The organism is Fulverythrobacter ferritrahens, from assembly GCF_020539485.1.
GTDB classification, from domain to species: Bacteria; Pseudomonadota; Alphaproteobacteria; order Sphingomonadales; family Sphingomonadaceae; genus Andeanibacterium; species Andeanibacterium ferritrahens.
This window is the reverse complement of the sequence record NZ_JACDXU010000001.1, coordinates 1,441,542-1,453,027: the sequence shown is the minus strand read 5'-3', so window position 1 is coordinate 1,453,027 and position 11,486 is coordinate 1,441,542. Positions and strand designations below refer to the sequence as shown.

Here is an 11,486-nt window from a genome sequence, read left to right as displayed (position 1 = left end):
AGAGCGCAGAGGGGGAGCCGGACAATGAAACGCAATATGTGCAGTTCGTGGACGGCTCTGCCTCTCGCTCTTGCCGCTCTGGCCATGGCTGGAGTGGCATCGGCGCAAGGCACGCCACCGGAAAATCCGGTGGTGGCCGATCTCGCGGCTCAGGCTGCGGCGCAGTTCATGATCGATGGTGCCAGGCCCGACAGCACGGGCACCGGCCCCTATCGCCCGATCAAGCACCAGCTCGCCAGCCTGCCGGGCCAGACCGTCTATCAACCGGCCGATCTTTCGGCGCTCGGCAATCGGAAAATGCCGGTCTATGTGTTCGGCAACGGGGCCTGCACGGAAGATGCGGCGTCTTCCCGCCAGCATCTGCTGGAGATTGCCTCCCACGGCTATCTGGTAATCGCGCCGGGCGGAATATTCAGCGGGCCGGGCGTTGCGATGAAGCCCGAAGATTGGGCCCTGCATCGCGACAGGACCAAATCCACGCAGCTCAGCGAGGCGATCGACTGGGCCATTGCCGAGAACCGCCGCGCTGGCAGCCCGTTCAAGGGCAGGATCGCCACGGACAAGGTGGCCGTCTCAGGCTATTCCTGCGGGGGCATACAGGCGATCAAATTCGCGGGCGATCCGCGTGTTTCCACGCTCGTGATCATGAACAGCGGCATCCTCGATCCCGATGTGCCCGCGCAGGGCGAGATGAAGGCGGACAAGAGCCTGCTTGACAAGGTGGATGTGCCGATCCTCTACGTGCTCGGCGGGCCGAGTGATATCGCCTATCCCAACGGGATGGACGATTATCGGCATCTGCCCAGTGTCCCGGCGGCAGTCATCAATATCGATGTTACGCACGAGGGCACATATAATGAACCCAATGGCGGGAAAGCGGCACAAGCCGTACTCGCCTGGCTCGACTGGCAGTTGCGCGGGGATGAACTCGCGGGCCGCTGGTTCGCAGGAGAGGATTGCACATTGTGCCGCGATTCCGAATGGACGATCGAACGCAAGAATCTGACGCTCGCCACCCAGCCGCCCCGGCGCGCGCAATGAACACCTCTGCCAGGATGCTTGGCCTGTTCCCCCGGATGGGGCTGCTGTTCGGCTGTGCTGCTGCGCTGACCTTCCAGACCGCCTCTGTCAGTGCCGGCCCGGTCGATGGCAAAAGGCTGCGCAATGCCGATTCCGAAGCCAATGTCGGCGACTGGATGAGCTATAGCCGCACCTGGGACGAGCAGCGCTTCTCTCCGCTCACGCAGATCAATGACGGCAATGTGCAGCGCCTCGGCCTTGCCTGGTATGATGATCTGGAAACCTATCGCGGGGTGCAGGCCAGCCCGCTGGTGGTGGACGGGGTGCTTTATAACGAAAGCATCTACAACGTCGTCACTGCCTATGACGGGAAGACCGGGCGCAAGCTGTGGACCTACGATCCCAAGGTCGGCCCCGAATGGGCGCGACTGGCCTGCTGCGGCCCTTCCGCGCGGGGCATCGCTGCCTGGAACGGCAAGATCTATATCGGTGCGCTGGACGGCCGCCTGATCGCCATCGACGCGAAGGACGGGCACGAAATCTGGTCCAGCCAGACCTTCCCGGAAGGGCAGGAATATTCGATCACCGGCGCCCCGCGTGTCTATGACGGCAAGGTGGTGATCGGCAATGGCGGCGCGGATTACGGCTCGCGCGGCTTCGTCACCGCATGGGATGCTGAAACGGGCAAGAAGCTCTGGAAATTCTACATCGTCCCCACCGATCCGGCCAAGGGCCCGGATGGCGAGGCTTCCGACAGTGCGATGAAGATCGCCCAGCCGACCTGGTTCGGCAAGTTCTGGGAAGCAGGCGCGGGCGGCAATGCCTGGGATGCCTTCGCTTACGATCCGGAACTGGATACGGTCTATATCGGCACCGGCAATGGCGCGCCGCATATGTGGCACTTCCGCAGCGAGGGGAAGGGCGACAATCTGTTCCTCTGCTCCATGGTGGCGGTGAGCGCGACCACGGGCGAGTACAAGTGGCACTATCAGATGGTGCCCGAAGAGGACTGGGATTACACCTGCACGCAGCCCATCGTGCTGGCCGACATGAAGATCGGCGGCAAGCAGCGCAAGGTGGCGATGCAGGCGCCCAAGAACGGGTTCTTCTATGTGATCGACCGCAAGACGGGCGAGCTGATTTCCGGCAAGTCCTATGTCTCGGTCAATACATGGGCCAGCCATATCGATATGAAGACAGGCCGCCCGGTGCTACAGCCCGGCGCGCATAATACCACCAAGCCGCATCTGATGAGCCCCAGCTGGATGGCCGCGCATACGTGGCATCCGATGAGCTACAGCCCGCTGACCGGCCTGATGTATTTTTCCGCGCAGGAACAGGGTTCCGTCTATGCACGGGCGGAGGACGGCGCCTATCGCTACATCAAGGGGCGCAGCAATTCCGGCCAGGCCTATGGCAATGAGCAGGAATTGCGGGCGAAGTTGCAGGCCGAGGCGGTGGCCAGCGAGAAGGGCTATCTGCTGGCCTGGGACCCGAAGACCCAGACCGAGAAATGGCGCGTCGATTACGGCATTCCCGGCTCGGGCGGGGTTCTCTCAACGGCAGGCAATCTGCTGGTGCAGGGCACGATCAACAAGACGCTGGCGATCTACCGCGCGGACAATGGCAAGAAGCTGTGGGAGATGAATATCGACCAGGCGCCGGTCGCTGGCCCGATCACCTATATGATCGATGGCGAGCAATATATCGCCATCAATGCCGGCTGGGGCGGTTCGCCCGTCTATAATCTCAACAAGAATGGGCCGTTCCGCACTTCCACGGCCAAGCTGCTGGTCTTCAAGCTGGACGCCAAGGGAGTGACCTTGCCGCCGATGCCTCCGCCATCGCAGATTCCCGCGCCGCCGCGTCTGACTGCCAGCGAAGCGCAGGTGACGCGCGGACGCGAGCTTTACGCCCAGACCTGCGTGCGCTGCCACGGCGAAGACGCGATCGGCGGCGTGAAGGATCTGCGCTGGATGGACAAGGAAGCGCATGATCTGTTCTTCGACATCGTGCTGAAGGGCATCTATCGCGAGAAGGGCATGGCCAGCTTCGCCGATGTGCTGAAGCAGGAGGATGTGGATGCGATCCACAGCTATCTCATCGCGCGCGCCAATGAGGATTATCAGGACGCCGCCGCAGGCAGGAAATAATAATCAGGGGAATTGAGGATGCGTTTTCACCGGACCATGCTGGCGGCCTTGGCCGCATCGGCCGCCCTTTTGCCTGCCGCTCCCGCCTTTGCGCAGGCTGCGGGCGAAGAAAGCGCGGTGCCCGACCGCTCGTGCGAGCGGGACTGCCTGATCGGCCTGCTGCGCGATCACATGGCGGCTCTGGCGGCCAAAGACCCCTCCGGGGCGCCCTTCGCGGCGAATGTGATGTTCACCGAGAACAACGTGCCCATCAAGGTGGGGCAGGGCCTGTGGAAAACCGTTACCGCCGTCGATCAGGTCGGCCTGGAACTGGCGGACAAGGTGACCGGCAATGCCGCCTGGTTCGGCTCGGTGAAGGAAAACGGCGCGCCCGCCATCTATGCCGTGCGCATCCATGTGAAGGATGGCAAGATCGACGAAGTGGAAAGCGTCGTCCACCGCAAGAGCGGCCTTCCCGCACCCTTCGGTGACGTGAGCAAGATGGTTCACGATCCGGAATTCAACGAGATACTGCCGCCCGAACAGCGCCGCTCGCGTGAGCGGATGCTGGCGATTGCCGATGCCTATTTCGATACGGTGGAAGTGAATGACGGGCAGGTCTTCGCGCCTTTTTCCGACGATTGCGGGCGGCTGGAGAACGGGATTTCCACCACTGCGCCCACTCCGGGCGACCCGGGCGGAAACGCCGCTGCGCTCGCTTCGGGCTGCCGCGCGCAATTCGAGCTGGGCATTTACCGGATCAACAAGCGCGTCCGCCGCGATTTCTTCATCGTGGACGAGGAGCGTGGGGTCGTGGTGGGGCGCGGCTTCTTCGACCATGCCAATGAATGGGACCGCTATCTGCTGACCAACGGGCGCGAAATGAAGACCGCGCTCAAATGGCCCAACTCGATCACTCTGCTGGAAGCGTTCCGCATAAAGAATGCCGAAATCCAGCGGATCGAGGCGGTGTTCACTTACGTCCCCTATTTCAAGAACAACCCGTTCTGGCGGCCGGATTCGAAAATGCCGGCCTATGCGCCCAAGCCTTCCGAATGCGACGATGCCTGCGTCGATCAGACGACGCGGCAGGTCGTGGCCAGCTTCGCGGGCAATAAATGGCGCGATGTGAACTGGGCACCCAAGGTGGGTTATGCCGAGAACAGCGTGGGTATCCGCGTGGGCGAGGGGATCTGGGCCGGGGTCAGCATGGTCGATCCCAATCCGCTGGTCATTGCCGATGCCAAGGCGGGCAAGGGCGTGTGGATCGGCCGGATCGAGGAGCACGGCCAGCCCGCCTGGGGGGCGTTCACCGTCGCCTATGACGGCAAGAAGGTCGGCTCCATCGATGTGCTGATCCGCCGCAAGGAATATGGCCCGCCCTATGCAGAGCCCAATGGCGGGCCGTCCTTCCCGGAACTCGCCCCGGCTGAGCGCACGCCCGCCAAGGCGATGCGCGCGGCGACGGAGGCATTCTACAAGGCGATGAACCCCAAGGGGGCAAAGGCTCCTGCGGGCGTCTCCGCCGAATGCCGCTGGGCGGTGAACGGGCAGGATGTGGGCGATTGCGTATCGCCCTTTGGCGGCCCGGTGCTGAGCAGCCTTGAGCAGGTGCGCGATCGGGAAGTGCTGGCCGTGGACGAAAAGCGCGGGCTGATCGTCTATCGTACGTTCGAGGATTTCCCGGCTGTCGGCGGGGCTGCGGGCACTTATCCGCACAGCTTCCAGGTGGTCGAGCTGTTCCGCTTCAGGAATGGCAAGATCGAGCGAGTGGAGGCCTTCAATTCCGAACTTCCCTATGGGATGAAACCGCGCCAATAAAGCCTGCATGGACGGGCTGATCCCCTATCTGATCCTGTTCGGGATCGTCTTCGGGGTGAACCTCATGCCGGCCTTCGGGCCGCCGACGTGGTCGATCATCGTCCTTTATGGGCTCAATTCGGACTTGCCGGTGCCCGCCATCATTCTTGTGGGGGCACTGGCCGCGGCATCGGGCCGGTTCCTGCTGGCCCATGCCTTCCGCCTGCTGGGCAGGCACGTGTCGGAAAAGACGCGCGCCAATCTGGCCGCCGCGCGGGAGGCGTTCGAGCGTAATCGCAAGGGCGGTATTGCGGCGCTGGGCCTGTTCGCCCTTTCGCCCTTGCCCTCGGCGCAATTGTTCGAGGCGGCGGGCCTTGCGGGCATGCGCTTGGCGGGCTTCACGGCCGCCTTCTTCGCCGGACGGATCGTTTCCTATTCCATCTATGCCTTTAGCGCGAAGGAGGTCAGGCAATCCTCTTTCGGGGATCTGCTGGCCGCCAATCTGTCGAGCCCTCTGGGCATCGCTCTGCAATTAGCCATGATCGCCGCGCTGGTGGCATTGGCGCGGCTCGACTGGGCGAAGCTGCTGGCGCGGGGGAAAGGGAGCTGAACGAGCCCCCGATCCGCAGATCAGCTTGCAGCGAACAGCAGCGCGCCCGAGCCGAGCTGGTCCATTGCTTGGTTCACTAGCTTGCGTTCCAGCGCGAAGCAGCCCTGGCTGCGGCCGATACGGCCTTGCGCGGCGATCAGCGATGGCGCGACATAGTCAGCCCCGTGGATCACGATCGCGCGTTGCAGAGCGAGGTTGTTTTGCGGATCGAGCCCGATCAGCCGACGCGATTTGCCATGCTTGCCGTAATAGGTATCACTGGTGCGGAAGCTGCCTTCGGAGGAAGCGTGCGAGCCCGGGCGATTGGAAAAGCGTGTGGCCCACCCGCTATTCGCCGGGTCCGAACCCCTGCCATGGGCGACGAGATAGGATGCCAGCACGCGGCCATTGCCCAGATCGACGATCTGGAAGCGGAGTTCGCGCGAATGGTGGGAGAAATCGACAAGGCCGATCACGTCGCGGCGGAGGATGGAATTGTGATGTTCGTTGAGTGCGGCCATGGCACGGGGCAACAGATCAGGCCTGGTATCGTTCTTCACCGCGGCAAAAGCGCGCGGCGAAGCCAGTCCTGCTGCTCCGGCAATGGCGGCACCAAGAAAATGGCGCCGGTTGAAATTCATGGTGCGATCCCGAATATGCGTTTCCCCTGATGTAAGCGGCGGGTAAGGCGATGCAACGCGTGCGAAAAGGAGTGGCGATGAAGCGAGCCGTACTTGCGATGATTGCAGTGATAATGCTGGCCGCGGGCTCGCCCGCGATGGCGCAGCCTTCGGCATGGACGCCTGCGAATCTCTCAATACTCAAACGCTGGGTGGCAATGGCGCCCATGGATGCCTTGCCGGTGCTTTCAACCGCTGTGCTCGACAAGGCGGAGAGCGCGGCTGACGGTGAGGGGATCGCCAAGGCGGCGGATGATCTCGCGCTCAGGCTGGCGAAGATGCACCTGCTGGGCTGCGCTACCGCTGCGGAGCGCAAGGGCTGGAACATCGTGGATACGGACAAGGCCGTGGATGTGGAGGCGCTGCTCGCCGGATCGCTTCAGGCCGGAACCCTTGACGCCTTCTTCGCCAGCATGCGTCCGCGCGATCCGGAATATGCCGCGCTCAACGCGGCCTATGCCCAGGCCACGGACCAGAGCGCACGCTCGGCCATTGCCCGCAACATGGAACGCTGGCGCTGGATGCCGCGCTCGCTCGGGGAAGATCACGTGCTGGTCAACGCCGCCGCCTTCGAGGCCGGGCTCTGGCGGGAGGGAAAGAAGGTCGGCACGTGGAAAGTGATCGTCGGCAAGAAGTCCACGCCCACGCCGGTGTTCAATGCGACAATCACTGGCGTCAATCTCAATCCCTGGTGGGAAATCCCGGCCAGTATCGTGCGCGAAAGCGTGGGGGCGCTGGTTCGCCGGAGCCCATCCACCGCGCGCGCGCGCGGATATGTCTGGGGTGGGGGGCGTTATCGCCAGCGGCCCGGGCCGAATAATTCCCTGGGCCAGATGAAGCTGGTCATGCCCAATCCCTACAGCGTCTATATGCACGATACGCCCAGCAAGAGCCTGTTCGAGCGCGATGTGCGGGCCTTCAGCCATGGCTGCATCCGCACCGAGGATGCGATCGGCTATGCGGCGACGCTGCTGGAAGGCGTGAAGACGCGGGAGGAAGTGGACGCGATCGTCGCATCCCGCGAATCCACCGTGATCAATCTCGCCCGCCCGATTCCGATCTACGTGGCCTATTTCACTGCGGTCAGCGACGGGGAGGGAGGGGCGAGAATTCTTCCCGACGTCTATGGACGCGACCGGAAATTCGCAGCCTCCCGCCCGGGATGCGGGGGATAGGTCCGTTCGGGATAAGGGATTTTCGCGTGGGGTAAGCCTGCGCTTTCCTCTCATCCCCGATGAACCTATATGCGGCGCTTCGCACTAACCGTGGTGATATTACTTGTCGGCATCTGGCCATCCTTCAGGTCTCGAGGCGACGTTCCTCGAAAATCGCGAGCGCCTGTTGCGCTTCTTCGCAGCGCGCGGCGCGGGCGAGAGCGCGGAAGATATGCTGCATGAAGTGTGGCTGAAGATCAGCGCGGCCCAGACGGGACCGATTTCCTCGCCCATGTCCTATCTGTTCCGCACGGCGGACCTGCTGATGATCGATCGCTATCGATCCGCAAGGCAGGCGGAAAAGCGGGAGAAGGACTGGGTCGATGCCACCGGGGGCGCGGTTCCCGGCGTGTCGGACGCACCTTCGCCTGATCGCGCGATCATTGCCCGCCAGCAGGCCCGCATGGTCGCGGAAACGCTTGCCGCCCTCGGCGAAAGGCAATCCGCGATATTCCGCAGGCACAGGGTGGACGGCATTCCCCAGCGTCAGGTGGCGGAGGAATTCGGTGTGAGCCTGAGTACGGTGGAGAACGATCTTCGCTCTGCTTATCGCGCGCTGGCACGACTGAAGGAAAAAATTGATGAGGAATGAAGCGGTCGTCTCCGTCTGTATTCCAGGAGACACCAATCATGGCGTTTGATGATCGAATTCTGGACCAGGCCGCTGCCTGGGCCGCGCGCACGGCTGATCCCACCTTCGAGGACTGGGATGGCTTTACTGCGTGGCTCAGCATCGACCCTGCCCATGCCGAAGCTTATGATCTGGTGATGGCCGCTGCCGCCGACGCGACCGACGCGTTGAGAACGTTGCAGTCCGCTACCCCAATGGCCGCCGCAAATGACGATCCTGCGCCGGGCATTGTGCGTCGTCGCTGGTTTATCGGGGCACTGGCCGCGTCGGTAGCAGCACTCGGCGCTGTCGGCTTGTGGCAGATGCAGCCGGGCGCCTATGTGGTTGAGACCGCACCTGGCGAGACGCGCATGATTGCACTCGACGATGGAAGCACGGTCCTGCTGGCAGGCGGTAGCCGGATCGAACTCGACCATCGCGATCCGCGTTTCGCCGAACTCGAGGCGGGGCAGGCACTGTTCACGATTCGCCATGACGATGCGAAACCGTTCCGCGTCGATGTGGGCGGGAATGAACTGGTCGATCTGGGAACTATATTCGACGTCAAGCTGAGCGGCGATCTGACCACCGTGGCTGTGTCGGAAGGCGCCGTCGCGTTCAATCCACGCACGCAGAATGTCCGCGTCGATCCGGGCCATGTGCTGACCAATGTGGCAGGCTCGGCCGAGTATAAACTCGATACGATCGCCCCCTCGCTGGTAGGCGAATGGAGCGAAGGGCGCCTGACGTTTCAGGACGCAGCGCTGGAGGTTGTGGCCGCTGATCTCAGCCGTGCTACCGGCGTTTCCTTCAGCGTGGCGCCCGGTGGGGCGCAGCGCCGTGTTTCGGGCAGCCTGCTGCTTGAGCCGGTGCGGCAGGATCCTGCCAGTCTTGGGCCGCTGCTGGGCGTCAAGGTGCGCAAGGCTGACAGCGGATGGGTGATCGAGGCGCGGTAATATGCGGCGCTACGCCTTTCTTGCCCTCGCGGCCCTGATCGCTTCTCCCGTTCACGCAAAGGGAGTGGCGGTGAATGTGCCTGCCGGCAGAGGCGGGGATGCTGCCGTGGCGATTGCCCGCCAGACGGGCACCAGTATCGTGATTTCCGATCCGGCTCTCGCCAATCGCAGCGTGCCGGCGATCAAGGGCAGATATTCCGCATCGGAAGCCGTGAAAAAGCTGGCGAGATCGCTGGGCGCGCGGGCAATTCCTGCAGGGGCCTCCGGGTGGCGGCTGGTGCTGGAAAAGCAACCTCGCCGGTCCGCGTCGCAGCCGGGAGCCGGGCGTCGTACTGCGGCCCATCGGCCTGCGCCTCCTCCCAGGTCCGCGCCGGCGCAGGACATCATCGTGATCGGTTCGAAACGGGATATCGAGCTGGCGCTCTATCCGGGTTCGGTGGAAATGCTCGACGGCAAGGATCTTGCCTTTGGCGGTCCGGGCGGCACGGAAAAGATCATCCAGCGCGCGCCGACGGTTTCCTCCACGCATCTGGGCAGCGGACGGAACAAGCTGTTCATTCGCGGCATCGCGGATTCCAGCTTTACCGGTCCCACCCAGGCTACTGTGGGGCAATATTTCGGCGACCTGCGCTTGAGCTACAACGCGCCCGATCCCGACTTGCGCCTTTCCGATCTGGAGCGGGTGGAGATTCTCGAAGGGCCGCAAGGCACGCTCTACGGAGCGGGCGCGCTTGGCGGCATTCTGCGCATCGTGCCCAATACACCGCAACTGGGGGTTACCTCCGGCTCCGGCGCAGTGGGCGGCAGTGCGACGCAGCATGGTGCACTGGGCGGCGATGCGAGCGCGACGGTCAATTTGCCGGTCGGCGATGTGGCGGCCTTGCGGGTGACGGTCGATGCCGAAACGCGCGGGGGCTATATCGACAAGCCTCTGCTCGGTGAAAAGGATGTGAACCGCACCGATGTTCTGGGCGGCCGCGCAGCCCTGCGGGTCGAGGTCGGTGAGGACTGGACGCTCGACTTCATGGGCATAGGCCAGACGACCAACGCGCATGACAGCCAATATGCCGATCGTGACGGTCCGCCCCTGACGCGCGCCACGCCCGTAGGTGAGGGTTTTGACGCCGATTACGTGCAGGGCCAGATCGTGTTGTCCCGCGAATTGGGGGATATCCGGTTCAAGAGTTCCACCGGGATCACCGGGCAGCGGCTGGAAGAGCGTTACGATGCCACGGCGGTAGGCGGCGATCCCCGCCTGTTCGTGCAGCGCAATGAAACGCACATGATCGCCAATGAGACGCGCCTGTGGAAGCCGATCGGGGAACATGTCGGCTGGGTGGTAGGCGCGAGTTTCACCAGCAACCGCACGAAGCTGATCCGTTCGCTTGGCGAGCCGGATATGCTCGTCCCCACGACCGGCGTGCGCAATGCCGTGGATGAGTTCAATATCTATGGCGAGGTAAGCTACAGGCTATCGGAAAATCTTCTGGCGACCGCAGGCGGCCGTTTCACGCGCTCCTGGCTGAGCGGGGAGGGCACCGACATCGCCTTCGCCAGTCTGACTGCCGAAAGAGCGGACATGCTGGCGGCGGGTACTGTTGACCGGAAGGAGAGCGCCTTCCTTCCTTCTGCCTCGCTCGTGGCGAAAGTCATGCCAGAGACAACCGTGTATATGCGCTATCAGGAGGGGTTCCGACCCGGCGGCCTTGCCGTTGCCGGCGATATCGTAACCCGCTTCAAGAACGACCAGATTTCCACTTTCGAAATTGGCGCTCGCCATGGCAATCCCGGAAAGGGGCCGTTCGATCTGGCCGCCAGCGTTTCCTACACGCGTTGGAAGGACATTCAGGCCGATTACATCGATAGCGCCGGTTTTCCGACTACGGCCAATATTGGTGACGGGCACATCTGGTCGGCAAGCCTGCGGGGAAGCGTGGCCGTGACTCCGGAACTGAGGCTCGATGCCGGGCTAACGTATAATTTCAGCCGGGTAGATGAGACATCGTCTTTCCTTGAGCTGAAGTTCGGGACTGTCTCTAGTTTCTATCCCGGTTTCTATCTCATTCTGCCGCCCTTGCAGGACATCGGGGCAAGCCGGATCAGCCAGGTGCCGAATATCGCCCGTGTCTCGGGCCGGGTCGGCTTCAGCTACGAGCGTGAGATTGGCGATGACCTGTTTCTCACCGGGCAGGGCTGGGCCAGCTATGTCGGCAAGTCGCGCCTGGGTGTCGGGCCCGAACTGGGCGAGGAACAAGGCAATTATCTCGATACCGGTCTGACCTTCCGCGTGGGCAACGATGCGATGGGCGTGACGCTGGGAATCACGAACCTCACCGATGAGGAAGGCAATCGTTTCGCTCTCGGCACGCCGTTCACCACCGGGCGCGATCAGATCACCCCGCTGCGTCCTCGCACCATCAGGCTGGGGCTGGACGCCGCCTTCTGAAGCTGACTGCCCCGCCGCAAATGCGGGTTGGATAAATTG

At 63.1% G+C, this 11,486-nt stretch carries 9 protein-coding genes; 8 read left to right on the top strand and 1 reads right to left on the bottom strand.

Features of this window, described 5'->3' with window-relative positions:
• Positions 1-24: 24 nt before the first annotated feature.
• The 4 genes from H0274_RS07065 to H0274_RS07050 are packed head-to-tail and all read left to right on the top strand — an operon-like array spanning position 25 to position 5,562.
• Positions 25-1,041 carry an alpha/beta hydrolase gene (locus H0274_RS07065; RefSeq protein ID WP_226794204.1) on the top strand — a complete coding sequence of 339 codons (1,017 nt, stop codon included), beginning with the start codon at positions 25-27 and terminating at the stop codon, positions 1,039-1,041.
• Positions 1,038-3,173: a PQQ-dependent dehydrogenase, methanol/ethanol family gene (locus H0274_RS07060; protein WP_226794203.1), complete on the top strand. Its 2,136-nt coding sequence runs from the start codon at positions 1,038-1,040 to the stop codon at positions 3,171-3,173. The genes H0274_RS07065 and H0274_RS07060 overlap by 4 nt, the downstream gene beginning before the upstream one ends.
• Positions 3,174-3,191: 18 nt before the next feature.
• Positions 3,192-4,973, top strand: coding sequence for a hypothetical protein (locus tag H0274_RS07055; RefSeq protein WP_226794202.1), 1,782 nt, complete (start codon positions 3,192-3,194; stop codon positions 4,971-4,973).
• A 7-nt stretch (positions 4,974-4,980) separates the two neighbouring features.
• Entirely contained in the window at positions 4,981-5,562 is a 582-nt protein-coding gene (locus H0274_RS07050) for a hypothetical protein (RefSeq protein WP_226794201.1), read from the top strand.
• A 20-nt stretch (positions 5,563-5,582) separates the two neighbouring features.
• Here the strand turns inward: H0274_RS07050 and H0274_RS07045 are convergent, their stop codons facing one another.
• Complete coding sequence (locus tag H0274_RS07045; RefSeq protein ID WP_226794200.1) at positions 5,583-6,182, bottom strand: murein L,D-transpeptidase catalytic domain family protein; 600 nt, start codon at positions 6,180-6,182, stop codon at positions 5,583-5,585.
• Between the two features lie 77 nt (positions 6,183-6,259).
• Here H0274_RS07045 and H0274_RS07040 point away from each other — a divergent pair, with 77 nt between their 5' ends.
• The 4 genes from H0274_RS07040 to H0274_RS07025 all read left to right on the top strand — a co-directional run bounded on the left by H0274_RS07040 (position 6,260) and on the right by H0274_RS07025 (position 11,447).
• Positions 6,260-7,396, top strand: a complete 1,137-nt coding sequence (locus tag H0274_RS07040) for a L,D-transpeptidase family protein (protein WP_226794199.1) — start codon at positions 6,260-6,262, stop codon at positions 7,394-7,396.
• 103 nt (positions 7,397-7,499) lie between these two features.
• Positions 7,500-8,027: an RNA polymerase sigma factor gene (locus tag H0274_RS07035; protein ID WP_226794198.1), complete on the top strand. Its 528-nt coding sequence runs from the start codon at positions 7,500-7,502 to the stop codon at positions 8,025-8,027.
• A 38-nt stretch (positions 8,028-8,065) separates the two neighbouring features.
• Positions 8,066-9,001 (top strand): FecR family protein, encoded by a 936-nt coding sequence (locus H0274_RS07030; RefSeq protein WP_226794197.1) that lies wholly within the window; start codon positions 8,066-8,068, stop codon positions 8,999-9,001.
• A 1-nt stretch (position 9,002) separates the two neighbouring features.
• A complete protein-coding gene (locus H0274_RS07025; RefSeq protein ID WP_226794196.1) occupies positions 9,003-11,447 on the top strand; it encodes a TonB-dependent receptor in 2,445 nt (814 codons plus the stop codon).
• The last annotated feature ends 39 nt before the right edge of the window (positions 11,448-11,486 follow it).

What these genes read in the sequence shown, in the direction of transcription:
- H0274_RS07050 (WP_226794201.1), top strand. Translation starts at nt 4,981, where the DNA reads ATGGACGGGCTGATCCCCTATCTGATCCTGTTCGGGATCGTCTTCGGG.
- H0274_RS07045 (WP_226794200.1), bottom strand. Translation starts at nt 6,182, where the DNA reads ATGAATTTCAACCGGCGCCATTTTCTTGGTGCCGCCATTGCCGGAGCA.
- H0274_RS07040 (WP_226794199.1), top strand. Translation starts at nt 6,260, where the DNA reads ATGAAGCGAGCCGTACTTGCGATGATTGCAGTGATAATGCTGGCCGCG.
- H0274_RS07030 (WP_226794197.1), top strand. Translation starts at nt 8,066, where the DNA reads ATGGCGTTTGATGATCGAATTCTGGACCAGGCCGCTGCCTGGGCCGCG.
- H0274_RS07055 (WP_226794202.1), top strand. Translation starts at nt 3,192, where the DNA reads ATGCGTTTTCACCGGACCATGCTGGCGGCCTTGGCCGCATCGGCCGCC.
- H0274_RS07065 (WP_226794204.1), top strand. Translation starts at nt 25, where the DNA reads ATGAAACGCAATATGTGCAGTTCGTGGACGGCTCTGCCTCTCGCTCTT.
- H0274_RS07025 (WP_226794196.1), top strand. Translation starts at nt 9,003, where the DNA reads ATGCGGCGCTACGCCTTTCTTGCCCTCGCGGCCCTGATCGCTTCTCCC.
- H0274_RS07060 (WP_226794203.1), top strand. Translation starts at nt 1,038, where the DNA reads ATGAACACCTCTGCCAGGATGCTTGGCCTGTTCCCCCGGATGGGGCTG.